We start from the raw sequence: 15546 nt of genomic DNA, 5'->3' as shown, positions 1-15546 counted from the left end.
GGGATTGAGAAGAAGGGCGGCAATTTATCGAATTGTTCCCTGCCAAATCAGGGTTTGTTTTGCCGAGCGATCGCCGAGCGATCGCGTGACTTCGATCTCGATATCTACCCCGACCCCCGACATTAAATAGCGATCGTCGATCGGCAATTTTCCTAAATTTAAAGTAAAGCGATTGTAGTCGAGTTCGACCAACTCCGGCGGAATTTCCCCTTGATAACGGACGTCGTAATTAGAACGAGTTCCAAGGCGATCGCCGAACTTGGTGGAACGATAAACGATCGCGAAGTCCGTCGTTAAAATATCCGATTTTGCGGCGCTGTCGATCGCGCTTAACCTCAAATCTTGACGACTCCCTGCAAATTCAGAGACCTTTAACTGGGTTGCTTCTTGTTCGCGTAAAATGCGATCGATCGTCCAGATCGTCGTTTGATTCTCTTGAGAAACCGCCGCAGCGATCCAGATCGATTCGGGAACAGTCGCTTCAACTTTACCCGCTTCGACTAAATTTAATGCTACCGGAATGTCCCCGTAGCGGGCGATCGCGCGCGGGTCGTTCCAGCGCAGGCTAAAATCCCCCGCGATCGTGTCGATATATTCTCGATATTCGTCGGCAATTTTCGATCCCGGCGCTAATAGAGACGTGGCGCCGAATTGCGTTTCCCACCGATGTCGGGAGAGGGAGACCGGGCGATCGCCGAATTGTGAGAGCGAAATCGTGGCACTCGGGCGGTCTTCCGGGAGAGGCTCCCCGCCGGGGACTAATGTGAGTTGGCCTAGGTCGCCCGATCTGCCGTTCGTTCCCCGGCGTCCGTCGTCGCCGTCGTCGCCGTCCCAACACCGGAATTCGCGATCGAAACAACGGCGTTCGGAACGGCCTTCGACGGTCTCGCAAATCTCCACATCCCAATCTCGTTCGCGACAGTCGCACCCCCGGGCCCCGTCGCCGCCGCGACCGCCGGATCCGCCGCGTCCGCCCTCGGCGACGACGTAAATTTTGTTTAAGTCGGCGCGATCGCTGTAATATATTGTGAGATCGCCGCCGTCGCCGCCGTCGCCGCCGCGTCCGCCATCGCCGCCGTCACCGCCCGGGGCGCCTCTCACGTTGTATTCAGTCTTGCGCGGCTGTCGGCACGATCGCGCGCGATCGCCGTCCTCCCCGTCCTCGCCATCTTCCCCGTCGCTCCCGGACAAGTCGAGCACCGTCTCGGTTCCATCGGCGACAATTTCTCGGTTGGGTCCCGAGCGCCCGTCCTCGCCGTTGCGTCCGTCGCTCCCGTCGTAGCCATCATCGCCGAAAGTCTCGGTGTCGCCGTCCCAGTCAAAAGCGATGCAGGCGATCGCTCGGGGGACATCTGTCGTGACAACACCGATCGAGCCAAGCAGGAGTAAGCCCAGGGGGGCGATCGAACGCAGTAACATAGTCGTGAGTCTGTCAAGAGAACCAGATATCGCTGTTCTAGCACGAATCGGGGCGATCGGGAGACTGGCGCCATTCGAGCAACCGCCAGACGGCGATCGGTTCGCTTTTGCCTTTGGCGGCGATCGCCTCGCACGGTTCGACGATCGCGCGATCGCCGAGCTGTCGGTAAACGGCATCGGAAATGGTAATTTCTCCGGCAGGGGTCGCACTTTCGATCCGTTTGGCCGTATTGACGACATCGCCGATCGCCGTATAAGTTCGCACGTCTTCACTGCCAAAAAGTCCCTCGATCGCGCTGCCGTAGTGGATCGCACATCCAGCGCCCAACCCGTGGGACGAGAGGACGGCGATCGCCGCGTCGCGCATTTTTTGAGCGGCGTTGACCGCTTGTTCCACCGTGGGATAAATCGCCATCACTTCATCCGCCGTCAGGGTAATCCGCAAGGGATCGAATTCGGCGGCAGCCGGTTCGACGCCATTGTAGTAAGTATTGAGAACCTGAGCCACGCGGTCGGGGGCGGTTTGTTCGCACCAGTGTGTAAATCCTCTCACGTCGAGGAAGACGATCGCGCGATCGCGGCGCTGAAATCCCAAGGCATCGGGATCGGCGATCGCGGTACTCACTACGTGAGTTCCCAAGCCCCATTGCGCCAAATTGCGTAATGCGACGGCGGTTTCTTGTAGGATTTCCTGTTGCTGGCTCACTTGCAAGGTTTGCAAGCCGACTAACAGACCGATGGCGATCGTACTTTCTAGAAAGAATTGATGGTGAGCCGTACTAAAAATATCGAGAATTTGCGCCCCAGACAACGGCAAATGTTCCGCTTTGATTTTTAAAATAACGTAGAGGGAAATTAACATGCCGCTACGGGTGAAACTTTCTAGGGGAACGATCCAGTTTTTAAGTCCCGGCGTCCAGTGACATCGCAATCCTTGCAAGGTGGCGATCGCCAGACAAAAGATCCATAAAATTAGATGATTGGGTTCTTGGAAAAACTCAAGACCATCTAAGGGTAAATCGGTCAGCGTGTAAATCGTCGGCCCGATAAAGTTGCCCCAAAAGCGGTTTGCCTTCGGTCGCGATAAATACCACGCTTGCGCGCATAGGGCGATCGTAATCAAATAATGACTTTGAGAGGTCAGATACGATCGCCAACCAAATAAAGAAATTTCCGAAAGGACGTTAAAGATTAAAAAATGCCCGCTATTCGATAAAAGTTCGCGCAAAAACGCACTCATACGGGTGCCGTGCAGGCGAGTATCGATGAGGTTGTGCGGCTTGGTTGGAGATGTATTTAACACGGAGATCTGGAGTGAATAGAACGAACAAAATCGATTCCCTGATGACCCCTCAATCGCAGCAGACGTTCGACGATCTTCTCAATGATTTCTCAATGATTTCTCAATGATTGGCAAGCGGCCCGCGATCGCCGTGGGTCGTGCCTCCCCCTCTTGAGATGATTGTATCCCGAGATCTTCGTAGGTTGTAGCCGATCGCCTTCCCCCGCAATTTCGGCGATCGGACGAGCGAAGGGCGCTAAAAAAGGACTCAGAGGCGGCGATCGCTCCTGAGTCCTTTCGAGATCTCCGTCAAACTCGACGGTGCAGATCCGTAGGGTTTATTTCTTCGGCGCCACGAGCATCATCATCGTCCGCCCTTCTTTTTTCGGTCCTTGCTGCACTTCGCCCACATCTTGGAGGTCGGCAGCCATGCGATCGAGCAATTCTTTCGCTAAATCCGTATGCTGAATTTCTCGACCTCGGAAGCGGATCGTCGCTTTAACTTTGTCGCCAGACTTGAGGAAGCGTTGGGCTTGGGATTTACGAACTTTATAGTCGTGTTCCCCAATTTTATAGCGCATCTTAACTTCTTTCAGTTGAGAGCCTTGCTGCTTTTTCGCTGCCTTTTTGTCTTGTTGATACTTATATTTGCCGTAGTCCATAATCCGGCAAACCGGCGGATCGGATTTATCGCTGACTAAGACTAAATCTAAATCTTTCTCTTCAGCAATTTCGCGGGCTTCGCGAGAGGAAATCACGCCGAGTTGGGTTCCGTCGGTATCGATCGCCCGAACTTTGGGAAACCGAATTCTTTCGTTGATTTTGGGTAAGTTCTGAGTTTTAACTCGCTTCTGAATCATAGGCATAGAGATGGATCCAAATTAATGAACGACAATGAAACAGGGGAGGTGGTTCGCGATCGCCGCGAACGTCGCCAGGAATAGCGCCCCCCGTGGGGGACAATGAGTTTTAGAAAACCGCCGATGCAAACTTCCCCACCCCGCGATCGCCCTTAGATGCGATCGCCGTTTTCATCGACCCAACCCAGTCATCCGTCAGAGCGCGATCGAGCGCGTTGCAACCCGTAAAATCATTGAGCAACGGGGGTGAAGCGATTTCACAGCGAGTGCGCTCGGGCAAAAAATATACGTGCAGTCTGGAAGTTGGGATCTGAAAATTCAAGTTGTTGTGGGAATTCGCAGTTGTCTTGTCTCTTTCTATCATACTCCATTTATTTCGGGTATCTCTCTGTAGATAGACCGTGGCGAGCGATCGCGCCGCCCAATCCCGTCGATCTCGGCAGTTTCTCGGTCGGCGAACGAGAAAGCGTCTCCAAAGGAGAATCGCGGCGGAACCGCCGAAACCCTGTACAGCTCAAATCCCTTGCAATGACTGAGCTTTGGCAGTTTGCGATCGCGCGATCGCCTCCCGAAAAGTTCCGGTAAAACAGAACGACGAGCCCAACGCGAAAGCGTCTCCAAAAGAGAATCGCGCTCCCGGACGGGCCATCGGCTCTAAAAATATAATTAAGATTTTTCAAGCCCCTACCCGTGCCAATTTAGAGCCCCAACAGGCGAAAATCGGGGAATTGAGGCAGAGATTCAGGCATTTTTGAAAAAACGGATAATTTCGCGAACGCGATCGAGGAATTCGCTATCGGCGCTCAATTGAGCGATCGCATTGCGCGCTTCCCGGGAGAGGCGATCGTGATCCGCCTGATTCGTGGCGCGTAAATCCTCGTGAGCACTCGCCAACCGGGATAAATCGTGGCGCAACGCTTCCAGTGCGCGGTGTTGGTTCGCCGTCAGCGAGTTAGGTTGTTCGCCGTCGAGTAAGTTTTCGAGGTCTTCCGTCGCCGTTTCCAACAAAGCGACGCGATCGCGCAATTCTACAATGTCCTCCCGGGGGTATTTAAACTCGCGACCGATATTAAATAAACGGGTGGCTAAATATTGATAAGCGCGTACCGCCGGACGCAATCCCGTTAATAATAAAGCTGCTCCCGAGCTCAAATAACCGATCGCACCGATTCCCGTAGCGGCGAGGAAATAAAAACCGAGGGCCGATAACAGGTGCAAGGCGATCGCAATTTGCAAACTGCGGCGGGCAATTTTCTGCACGTAACGCAGTTGTTTCGTCTCCACCGCAATCCCTTTTTCTTGGGATTGTTCCCCTTCATCGAGAACCTGCTTCGCCGCAAAATGAATATTCCACGGAACCGTAGTGACCACCAACAACCACCAAAAACTGGCTCCCGCGATCGCCCAATCTAGAAAACTCCCGACAGGAACGTGCAACCATTGCAAAATCGCAAATACGAGCAAGATTAAAACGAATAAAACAACCGTAAAAATACCAAAATTTACGGGGTTTCCTCGATACTCCATATCGCCTCTTTTCTATTTTGACATGGGAAATTTGTTAATTTCAATCTGGCGAAATTTTCTAACAAAGCTCGCTTGAGTGTGACAGTTCTTGAGGTGTCATAGGATTTGATATTTTAGCCGAATCGTCATAAGGACACGGCAATGTCGTGTCCCGAAAATCCATGAATTTTACAACCTACAGCAGGCGATCTGATGAGGTAAAGTGCCGTTCCCCCTATCCCCCCTTCGCCCCCCTTTGAAAGGGGGGTTGGGGGGATTTACGGGGATCTAAATGTCTTGCATAGCAGAGGAAAATACCATAAAGGATTTCTCAGCAGAGTGAGAAATCCTGTAGCAACGATTCTCCTCGGTCGATGCTTTCGCGATCGCGCTCCTTAACTCGTACAGTTTAAATGTCTAACAGCCGATCTCGAATTAAATTATAATTTTTCCAATAAATCGATTAAAAATGCTTTAGATTTGCGCGCTTCCGGCCAAAATCCAATTAAAGGTAAACCACACCCAAAAACAAACATCCCCAAAGGAAACAACAAAAATAAATAACTTTCTGAATCGATCGGAACTTGTTCTTTTTGGTCTGTAAAAAGGGCGAAAAGAATCCCCATTAAAAACATCGCTGGAATTTGACCGACCATGCTCAACCACACCAACATGAAAACCAGGACGAAGGGATGTAGCTTCATGTTAATGCTAATTTTACTCCCCGTCCCGTTCGGTTCGATGCGTCCGTCGATGACAGGTAAAAATGAGTTACGATAATGAATAATTCGGCTAATTTTAAAAGAGCGATCGCCGATTTCCCCTTGATAAGGTTTGTCGGGATTTCCCCATTGCCAGCGAAAAGTTTTCGGGGGTTCGACCACCGTCGATAACCGTTGGCGAACGGCGTCGGGATCGAGTGCAGTGACGATGGTGAAATGTTCGTGAGGAAACATAATAACATTGCCCTCCTACGGCGATCGCGTCCTCATATTCAATAATCGAAAAACTTACCTTAAAGCAGGAAATGAACGATCGCCATGCTGGCGGGAGGGTTCAGAGAGAAAGAGAGGGTTTGCGTCTGAGAAACGGGGAAATTTTTTTCGACCTTCTCGATAAATCGGGGAATGTCGTGCAAGCAAATATCCGGAACCTTCTTCAATCGTTCCGGCGGCGAACTATTATGCAAATCATTCAAATAAATACTGACTCCTTTTTTAGCCAAACTAAACATTTTTTGGCAAAGCTGAAAATCGTATTCCTCCTGATGGTCTTGGCGGGAGGAAAACGTGCCTAAAGCCATCAGCCAATCAAATTGGCGATCGCCGAAATCATGGCCGAGAAATTCCCCATAAATCCATTCCGTATCCGGATGATCGCCATAGCGTTCGACCGAGGTCTCGTAAAAGGGTTTAAAGACTTCTATTCCCGTATATTTTCCCGAAAAATCCCGTCGTTCTTTTAAAAAATTAAAAAACTCCCCTTCTCCCGAACCGACATCTAACACGCTGTCAAAAGTAGACCAAGTTTGAGCGGGAGATTTAGAGCAGATTTCATAGACTTTATAAGCCCGTTCTGGAGAACTCCAACCGGAGGTCTGACCCATGACATCGACATAATTTTGATAAAATTTCTCAATGCGTCGGGCATCGGGTTTGAATGAACTGTGGCGATCGCTCATTGTTGAATTTCCTTTTTTATAAGAATGAGGGATAGATTTGCACCCCAGACAATCCGCGTAACAAAAGCTGTCTGGAATACGGCTAATATATCCTATCCCTCGGTGCAATCCAAAAGGTAAAAAAAGCACGTTCTCGATGGCGATCGCCTGAAACCCGTCGAACTTAAACCCGTTGAAACTGTTCGCTAGGGGTGGGAAGGTGGTTGTCGGTGACGCCATTGCGCAAGTGAATGCCCCAAAAAACTTGAGTGCGTTTCCCGTCGAGCACTAAGCCGTCCCGGCGCAATCCTTGCCATTCGAGATTGTGATTGGCGATGCGGGTAAGGTCTTGTAAATAGCGTTCCCGAGAGAAGGCGATCGCACCGGATTGTTTACAAAATTCTTGATAGTGGGCGTAGAGTTCGACCACCGGGGTATAGGAATGGGGTTTGTTGACGAGAAATTCTTCCAAATGGGCGGCGGCGGAATTGGTTTGGACGCACAATTGCCACGCTTGCAGTTGAAATTCGGGAATGTGAAAAATGCCGAGACCGCGCAGGACTTCGTTAATTTGGCGATCGCGCAAACTGAGGACGATCCAGGTTAAATGAGATAATTCACCCTCGATTGACAGTTCGATCTGGGGGTCGCGTTGGTGTTTTTTGAGGCGATTGGGGAAAGAAACCAAGCAAGTGCGGCGATCGAGTCCGGTGGTATCTCCGGCAAAAATGGCCTGATTCGAGAGAATGACGATCGTGCCGTAAAACGGGCTGCTGGCGGGATGTTTGTAGATTTCCCGATAGGAAATATTATCGCCTCCGGTGAGGGCTTTGAGACCGCCAAAGCCGCCGAACTTGCGGTCTTCGTCGGGACAGACGACCAGTTGGCTGTTGATAATTTTGGCAATTTCGTAATCTTGGGACAGTTTTTTCAAACTGGAAGATTCGTAATTGCCTTTACCGACCATTTTTTGCAAGAGGCGGGCGAAGGTCGATTTACCGCTACCGGGTTCGCCGACGAGGTGGACGAACATTTCCAGGTCGTAAAAGCGGCGGGTGAGGACGCCGTTGATAATGGCGAGGAGTTTGAGAACGCGCTTCGGGTCGCTGTCCATCGCCCACATCATATATCTATAGGTATGGGGGCAATATTGGCGGAGTTGTTCGAGGGGGTTGAGGGCGATCGCCCGCGCCGGAGGTTGGAGGTAAGCGCGTTTGAGGTGGGAGGTGAAGCGATAGCGGGGGTGATGTTCGAGGAGATTGGCGGTTTTGAGGTCTAAAATGCCGTTGTCGAAGGCGATGTAGCGCGATCGATCCCAGGTTTTCCAGTAGGGAACGGTCAGTTTGAGTTTGAGGATGTCGATCGTGTTTTTGACGTAACGGGCCGTGTCGAATTCGACATTACGGGCTTCGATTTCTTCAAAGACCATTTGGGCGAAGACGCCGTCGCGCAAGGTGTGCCATGCTTTGCCGTCGAATTGGCGCCAGACGAGTTGTTCGTCGTGAAAGGCCCATTTGAATTGGTATTTTTCGGCGATCGCCAAGCCCAATTCCCGAGGGGACGGGCGTTTGCGCGATCTCGACCGGGTCACCTGGGGCGGTTTGGTCTGCTCGAATTGTCGTTCCCAAGTGTCGATGTCGATCGTGGCGCCGATGACGTCGCGGATGAAGCGAGTGACGCCGTGGCGGTGGAGGTAGTCGTCGAGTCCTTTTCCGTCGCGCAGGTCCCACAGTCCGGTGAGACTGTAGACGGGAACGTTGAAGCATTTGAGTTGGCGGGCGAGTTTGAATTGAGCCCAATTGACCGCCGGATTGGTGGCGCAGTCGGCATCGAAGGCGATCGCGAAGCCGAAACCGGCCCGGGCGAGGCGTTCGAGTTCGGGGACTAGATAGCGTTTGCCTTGGGGGTCGGCGCTGGCGGAGGTCAGGCCCATTTCAACGCCGAGGAGGGCTACGGTGGGCAAGCCGTGGGCGCATCCGGCGATCGCTTTAAAGAAGCCTTCGGTGAGTAACAGACAGGGGTGACCGTCGATTTGAAACGCGGTTTGTTTGAGGGATCCGACTTCCCAGTAGTCGGGATCCTCGGGATGGCGGGGCAACATGGCATCGTATTCGCCGAGGGGCGATCGGTATTTGGGGGCTCGCTTGGAGGATCCCTCGGGCGATCGCCACGGACGGTCTGGCTTGAATTGTCCTTGGTAAGCGCTTCCTTGCAACCAAATCCCCTCGCTTTTCGCCGGGTAGCCCAACAATTCTCCCGCTTCCTCGGCGCCGACCGTGCGACAGTTGGCGACAATCCAATCGGGATCGAGGCCCCGTTCCTCGACGCAGTAGCGATAGTGGCGATCGCTCAGGTCACTCAATCGGCGTGGCGTCGGGACTTGTTGAGTAACCATGCTTAACACTCCTTCGTTGGGATCGAGATTGCCAGGAGTGGCAAGTATATCGGATTGGGGCGGTAAAACTGAAGTATGGCGTCGCGGCGATTTTTGGCAAGACCCATTCGATTTTAGATTTGGGATTTTTGCGTGTCGATCGAGGCAAATTTACCCATTTTTAAGCCGACGAGGCACGTCCCTACTCGATCGCAGAGATTCTGGCAATCGTGGCGCCCCGTTTTCGGCGCCTTCGCGATCGTCTTACTCTTATTTTTGTGAAATTGAGTTACACTTTTCCCGAGTCGAAGCGCGCGTTTTTCCCGGGCGATCGCTTCAAAAGCCTTGTGATTTCAAGAGTTATGCGCCTACGGCTAGGGCGTCGGAAGGGAATTGAAAATGTGGCTCCCCTCGACTTTGTTCAAAAATCCTTAAAAATACTGTTTGCTCGAATGCTTATCACCCAGTAAAATCTGGGTGAACAATCGGGGAAAATCGATAGAACTACGATGAATAGCCCTTTAGAATCTAGAGAAGACCAACTGCAAGCCATCGAACATAATGCAGAGTTACTCGGCAAACTGGCTTATCAAGGGTACAAGAATTTTGAAGAAAAAGGGACTTTAATTATTCTCAGACAATTGGAGAACAACAGCACGACCTTGGAAGATTGGCAATTGAAATACCGAACCCTCGGCCAACTTTCCTCAATGGTCAGCGATTGGAAAGAGTCGGGATTGCAAGAATTAATTATTAAATACAATCCGGAAACCTCAGTCATTTGTACTTTTCTCTATCCCAATGGCGCCCATATCAGCTATCATTTTTCACCGGATCCGCCCCCCCATGTTTTATATTCTGAATCTCTTCAAGGTCATTCGGATTTGAATTAGGCAATCGGCGATCGCCTCCCTTTTAAAAGTTATCTTTTTAAGCCTTTAAATTGTTTCTCAATCATGTAAGAAATCCCCGCTATTTCGCGCAATTCGAGTGAAATCGGATAGCGAGGATTTTCCCATGGTCACAAGTTAACTCAGTGAAACGGGTTGGGATTGCATCGCGATCGATTCGCCGCCCCACTGCATTCTGAGGCGATCGCCTAGCGATCGAAAAATGCCCCTTGCTCTCTCAACTCCATTTCCAGATCCTCGCCAATTCCCTCAGTCAGCGAAAAGTGGGTCTTATTGACAATCGCATCGGTGAAGTTGACGTCATTCAACTTCGCCCCACTGAAATTCGCCGCTTTCAAATTCGCCCGTTTGAAATTGGTATTGTTCAAAACGGCATCAATTAATTCCGCCCGAAACAACGTCGCCCGAGTAAAATCCGTATAACTGAGATTGGCCCCACTGAGGTCGGCGCCACTGAGATCGGCGTCGCTGAGGTCGGCGCCACTGAGATCGGCCCCGCGTAAATCGGCCCCTACTAAATTCGCCCCGATTAAATCCGCCCCACTCAGATTCGTCCCACTGAGGTTGGCGCCAATTAAAACGGCGTGAAAGAGGTTGACCCCGACCAGATTGGCGCGAAATAAATTCGCCCGAAATAACTTGGCCCGGAATAAATTCGCGCCACTGAGATCTGCATTCATCAATTCCGCGCGAAACAAGTCGGTATCGCGAAAATTCCGTTCTCCAGCAGCATAACGGGCTAGTAGTTCTGTCGTTTCCATAAGATTGCTTGAGTTCGTATCAATTGGTACTGCCTACAATTGTCGCAAACTCACCGCGATCTCGCCGAATTGCGATCGCGTTTTTTAACGGGGGCGATCGGAATTTCTACTCATTACTGCCGCTTCCCGGATGTTCCCGACCCGGTAAACTTTCCATCACCGCCAAAATGGCTCTCGACGCCGCCAAAATATCCCGTTCCTCCCCGCCGAGATAAAGCCGTCCGAAACTTCCCACCGCCTGAATTTGCAAAATATTAATCAACGCCGCTTTCTCCGCCTCATTCGCCGCCAACGCCGCATACGCCGCAGGTTGCACCTCGAACACGTAAAGGGTCTGTCCCGCCAAAATCATCTGACCGCGCCGGGTTCGGTTAATTAACTGCGTCTGGTGGGGGTCGATATTACGGATAATTTGACTCGAAACCACGCGCGGTTTCAAACAATCCTGACGCCGAACTCCCAGGGCGTCTAAAATCGCTTTCCCCGCCGTTCGGGTTTCCCCCTGCTTGCTGGCGTGGACTTCCAACAACCCGTACAACCGTTCCACCACCTGCACCCCGGGACGCACCACCGTCGATTTGAGCGCCACGTCGGTAATCCGATTAATTTCAATTCCAGGGGACACTTCTACCCACAACGAGGAATCCCCCGGTAAAGGCAAAAATCCCAAGGCGACCGTCCCCAAATACGCAGCGTGTTGCGGCTGCAAACTATCTAAAAATACATAACTTCGCAGTTCGATGCCCAAGGTTTCCGTCTCCGTCTGCTTCCATGGCGTGCAACCTTTGAGTTTACCCTGCAAGGGAGTCGCAAGTCACAAGTCCCTAGGGAGGCGATCTCTCGGAATATCGTACTTTTTGGCCGACTCTCTCGTAACGCTATTCGTCGTGAGGCGATCGCGCTGTCGATCGCAGCTTACTCGAAGATTTTTACAGCGAAGTCGTCGATCCCTATAGTTGATGGCACGATCCAACCGATCCGACGGATCTGTCGCTTCCGGAAAGCGCGATCGCTAACTTGGAGCAGTTAAGGGCGGCGATCGCCCAAATCAGAAAAGATTGGGGAAACTTTCACGGATTGATGACCAGCAATTTTTGATAAAAATCTATCGAAAGCGAGTTCATTATCATAATTCTGGCTTCGATCGCCCCTTCACGTGAGGCGATCGCTTCCCTAATCATGCTTCCCCAGCCTTTTAAATTATCGCGATTTCCACCCACTCCTCTCATTTCCGTGTTAGTGAAGTCCTGTTTAAACAACGACAAATGGGAATCGACCGATTCAGTAATGAAGCGTAGCAACTCGATCGATTTCATGTTTTAAAATTAAACAATACTAGAGTCAACTAGACTGTTTTAAAAGATTGCATCTATCAATTTTGAGATTTCCTTCGATTAAATGCAGTGAAAACTAAAAAACTCCCATATCCTTTACAGAATTTCTTTTTTTCTATAAGTTACTGTAGAATACCTTTCCACTCGAACCCACGCACCGAAACTGTTGACTCTAGAAAACCCCTAAACCCCTATTTTAACTTGCCCTTCCGACTCCCTTCGCAAAATCACCCACGAAGATGAATCAAACCTTGCTTAACAATCGCTATCGCATTATCAAAACCCTCGGTTGTGGTGGGTTTGGAGAAACTGTTTTAGCAGAAGACACGCAAATGCCTTCCGGTCGGTATTGTGCGATCAAACAACTCAAAAGTGCAACCAGCGATCCGCAAGTGGCGATGCTCGTTCGCGATCGCTTCCGTCGCGAAGCGGCAATTTTGGAAGAATTAGGCGAAGAACATCGGCAAATTCCCCGTTTATATGCTTATTTCCAGGAAAATGAGCAATTTTATCTCGTTCAAGAGTGGATCGAAGGGGTCACCTTGAGCGATCGCGTCGCCGTGTCCGGACCCCTTGCCGAATCGGAGGTCTGTCAGCTTCTCGCCGATTTGCTGCGCGTTCTCGACTTTATCCACAGCAAACGGATTATTCACCGCGATCTCAAGCCACAAAACGTTATTATCCGTCATAAAGACTGCAAACCCGTATTAATCGACTTCGGCGCCGTTAAAGAAATTGTCGCGACCACGGCGGTGCAGCAGTCGGGCAGTGGCGCCACCTCGATCGTCGTCGGAACTCCCGGCTTTATGCCTGCGGAACAAGCGGCGGGGCGCCCGGTGTTTGCCAGCGATTTATATAGTTTGGGCTTGACTGGAATTTACTTATTAACCGGAAAAACAGCACCAGAGTTAGAAATAGACCCGCAAACTCAGGAAATTATCTGGCATTCGGAGCAATACTCCATCTCTCGCTATTTAGCGGCAGTTTTAAACCGAGCCATTCAGTCCTACCCGCGCGATCGCTTTCCCACCGCCCGCGCCATGCTCGATGCTTTAGAAACTCGTTCGGCGAATCCAGGCCCCACCCAAGCCACGATCGCCGTTTCAGCCCCACCATCGACCACCACACCCGCCCACAAACAGGATTACAAACCCTTGTTAATCGGCGGGGCGATCGCCGTGGCGATTGCCTTGGGCATCGGGGTGGGAGCGAGCGGAATCGGCAGCAAACCGGAGCGATCGCAACCTAAAGCGACCTCACAAGAGTCGGCTGCAACTCCCGAGGCGAAAAGCCCTGTAAAGACGAATGTAGAGACATTAGAGCCAAAAACTGCGATTCGCAACCCACCGCAATACCGTCGCGAACCGGAACCCCAACCCGTGCGGGCGATCGCCCCCGAGGAAGCAGCCCCGGCGCCGGATGCAACAGCACCCGAGGTCTACTCCAACCCAGACAGCGACGATCCCCTGCAGCAGCAAGCCCTTGAGGTCGCGATTCCGGAAGCCAGTGCGATCGCTCCGACCCCGCAAGAGGTGGAACACGCCGCCCCTTCGGAAACCTCGGAGCTCTCATTGACTCCAACCGATCCGATCGACGGAGAAAATCATTCCCGTCCTGGGTCCGAACCGACCGAAAATAACCCCCGTCCTTCTCCAGAAGAGGCGATCGAAAACTATTATTCCACCCTCAACGATCGCAACTACCAAGATAGTTGGAATCAACTTTCTCCCGAATTCCAAACCGAATATCACGGTCAAGATCCCCAATCTTATAACGGTTTTTGGGAAGGGGTCGATCGCGTCGATATCGATCGCGTCGTGCGGACCGAACAGCAGGGCGATCGGGCGAATGTAGATGTCGAATTAAACTATGCTACTCCTGACGGCGGCCAAACTTCAGAAGTTAGAAACTTCCAATTAATTTGGGATGAAAACAACCAAAAATGGTTAATTGACGACTCGAATCTGAACTAACCCTAGTTTCGTGCAATTATTTAGCTCAAAAACCATCGTGTTTAGTCGTTTTACCCTCGCTCTCAGCCTCTGTTCTCTGTCCGTGGCGATCGTCCTCAACGGATGTACTGGTAACGATCCAACTGCTAACAATTCGACCATCGAAACACCCCCTACTCAAGCCGATTCCGAGAGTCCGAAAGCTCAAGTTTCCGCCGCATCGGTCAATCCTTCCGAACCTAAACCCTTACTAGTTGCTCCCGACAATCCCGACCCTAAAATTCAAGCTCAAATCGAGCAGTATCTCGATCGCCTCGAAGCCCAAGGCTTCCCCAAAACTAATCAAGGGATTTGGCTACAAGTCGATGGCAAACTGTTAGCCAACCATCAGGGAACTGTCCCCCTACCCGCCGCTTCAGTGACTAAAATTGCCACTTCTTTAGTCGCCTTACAAAGCTTCGGCCCCGATCGCCAATTTGAAACCGTAATTAGTGCCACCGGACCGATTGAAAATGGGGTATTGCAGGGAGATTTAGTCATCGAAGGCGGACAAGATCCCTTTTTTGTTTGGGAAGAGGCGATCGCCTTGGGCAATACTTTAAAACAACTGGGGATCGATCGCGTTGCCGGAAATTTGGCGATCGTCGGCCCCTTTTACATGAATTTTGAAACCGACCCCATAACTTCCGGAAATTTCCTCAAACAGGGGTTAAATCGTCAGCTATGGTCCGCAGAAGTTGAAAATCAATATGCGACCCTCCCCCCAGAAACGCCCCGTCCGGAAGTGGCGATTTCAGGAGATGTTCTCCCCCTGAACGCGGCACCGCAAAACCGGGAAATCTTAGTGCGTCACTACTCGTTCCCGGTGGCAGAATTGCTCAAAAAAATGAACCTTTACAGTAATAATTTAATGGCGGATATGTTCGCCGAAGCGGTCGGCGGGGCCGATGTCGTCGCCCGCAAAGCCGCCGAAACCGTGGGCGTTCCTCCTACAGAAATTCAACTCATTAACGGGTCGGGTTTGGGAGCAGAAAATCGCATTTCTCCCAGAGCCGCAACGGGTTTATTTTTAGCAATTTCGCGCGAATTGGAACCCTACAATCTCACGCTTTCCGATGTTGTGGCGATCGCGGGTCGCGATACCGGAATCCTCGAAGATCGCCCCCTTCCACCCCTCGCCGTCGTCAAATCCGGCAGTCTCAACGATGTCAGCACGATTGCCGGAGTTTTACCCACCGAACAACAAGGAGATCTCTGGTTTGCGATTATGAATGGCGGCTACAATTTCGAGGGGTTCCGCCAAAGTCAAGAGCAACTTCTCAACCGTTTTGTCACCCAATGGGGAGCAGTCTCGACTTTACCGAGTAAGTTACAACCAAGCCCCTCCCGACAAACAAAACGTTCGCGATCGCAAATCGTCAAATAAAGACAAAGCCATTGAAGAGGCATGTAATTAGGTTTCTTTGGACGACATAAAAGGGTGGTTT

At 51.3% G+C, this 15546-nt stretch carries 14 protein-coding genes; 3 read left to right on the top strand and 11 right to left on the bottom strand.

Annotation, left to right across the window (positions count from 1 at the left end):
* Positions 1-24: 24 nt before the first annotated feature.
* The 8 genes from HCG48_RS18385 to HCG48_RS18350 all read right to left on the bottom strand — a co-directional run bounded on the left by HCG48_RS18385 (position 25) and on the right by HCG48_RS18350 (position 9122).
* Entirely contained in the window at positions 25-1419 is a 1395-nt protein-coding gene (locus HCG48_RS18385) for a collagen-like protein (RefSeq protein ID WP_168570448.1), read from the bottom strand.
* A 37-nt stretch (positions 1420-1456) separates the two neighbouring features.
* Entirely contained in the window at positions 1457-2722 is a 1266-nt protein-coding gene (locus tag HCG48_RS18380) for an adenylate/guanylate cyclase domain-containing protein (protein ID WP_246259623.1), read from the bottom strand.
* A 317-nt stretch (positions 2723-3039) separates the two neighbouring features.
* Positions 3040-3567 carry a translation initiation factor IF-3 gene (gene infC / locus HCG48_RS18375; RefSeq protein ID WP_168570447.1) on the bottom strand — a complete coding sequence of 176 codons (528 nt, stop codon included), beginning with the start codon at positions 3565-3567 and terminating at the stop codon, positions 3040-3042.
* A 103-nt stretch (positions 3568-3670) separates the two neighbouring features.
* Positions 3671-3883 carry a hypothetical protein gene (locus tag HCG48_RS18370; RefSeq protein WP_168570446.1) on the bottom strand — a complete coding sequence of 71 codons (213 nt, stop codon included), beginning with the start codon at positions 3881-3883 and terminating at the stop codon, positions 3671-3673.
* 419 nt (positions 3884-4302) lie between these two features.
* Positions 4303-5088 (bottom strand): hypothetical protein, encoded by a 786-nt coding sequence (locus HCG48_RS18365; protein WP_168570445.1) that lies wholly within the window; start codon positions 5086-5088, stop codon positions 4303-4305.
* Positions 5089-5507: 419 nt separating this feature from the next.
* Positions 5508-6023 carry a hypothetical protein gene (locus HCG48_RS18360; RefSeq protein ID WP_168570444.1) on the bottom strand — a complete coding sequence of 172 codons (516 nt, stop codon included), beginning with the start codon at positions 6021-6023 and terminating at the stop codon, positions 5508-5510.
* A 59-nt stretch (positions 6024-6082) separates the two neighbouring features.
* Positions 6083-6748: a class I SAM-dependent methyltransferase gene (locus HCG48_RS18355; protein WP_168570443.1), complete on the bottom strand. Its 666-nt coding sequence runs from the start codon at positions 6746-6748 to the stop codon at positions 6083-6085.
* 163 nt (positions 6749-6911) lie between these two features.
* Positions 6912-9122 (bottom strand): DUF3854 domain-containing protein, encoded by a 2211-nt coding sequence (locus HCG48_RS18350; protein ID WP_168570442.1) that lies wholly within the window; start codon positions 9120-9122, stop codon positions 6912-6914.
* Positions 9123-9610: 488 nt separating this feature from the next.
* Here HCG48_RS18350 and HCG48_RS18345 point away from each other — a divergent pair, with 488 nt between their 5' ends.
* Entirely contained in the window at positions 9611-9994 is a 384-nt protein-coding gene (locus HCG48_RS18345) for a hypothetical protein (protein WP_168570441.1), read from the top strand.
* A gap of 206 nt (positions 9995-10200) precedes the next feature.
* Here HCG48_RS18345 and HCG48_RS18340 read toward each other — a convergent pair whose 3' ends face one another.
* The 3 genes from HCG48_RS18340 to HCG48_RS18330 form a co-directional block, all read right to left on the bottom strand.
* Positions 10201-10773, bottom strand: a complete 573-nt coding sequence (locus HCG48_RS18340; RefSeq protein ID WP_168570440.1) for a pentapeptide repeat-containing protein — start codon at positions 10771-10773, stop codon at positions 10201-10203.
* Between the two features lie 106 nt (positions 10774-10879).
* Entirely contained in the window at positions 10880-11521 is a 642-nt protein-coding gene (gene ccmP / locus HCG48_RS18335) for a beta-carboxysome protein CcmP (RefSeq protein WP_168571956.1), read from the bottom strand.
* A 322-nt stretch (positions 11522-11843) separates the two neighbouring features.
* Entirely contained in the window at positions 11844-12089 is a 246-nt protein-coding gene (locus HCG48_RS18330; protein WP_168570439.1) for a hypothetical protein, read from the bottom strand.
* Positions 12090-12346: 257 nt separating this feature from the next.
* Between HCG48_RS18330 and HCG48_RS18325 the strand changes: the two genes are divergently transcribed.
* Together HCG48_RS18325 and HCG48_RS18320 are read left to right on the top strand one after the other, a co-directional pair.
* Positions 12347-14080 (top strand): serine/threonine-protein kinase, encoded by a 1734-nt coding sequence (locus tag HCG48_RS18325; protein WP_168570438.1) that lies wholly within the window; start codon positions 12347-12349, stop codon positions 14078-14080.
* Between the two features lie 37 nt (positions 14081-14117).
* On the top strand, positions 14118-15485 hold the full coding sequence (locus HCG48_RS18320) for a D-alanyl-D-alanine carboxypeptidase (protein WP_168570437.1): 1368 nt from the start codon (positions 14118-14120) through the stop codon (positions 15483-15485).
* Positions 15486-15546: the final 61 nt, after the last annotated feature.

The sequence above is a fragment of the Oxynema aestuarii AP17 genome (assembly GCF_012295525.1).
GTDB lineage: Bacteria > Cyanobacteriota > Cyanobacteriia > Cyanobacteriales > Laspinemataceae > Oxynema > Oxynema aestuarii.
The sequence above is the reverse complement of the archived record's forward strand: the minus strand, read 5'-3'. Positions and strand labels throughout refer to the sequence as shown.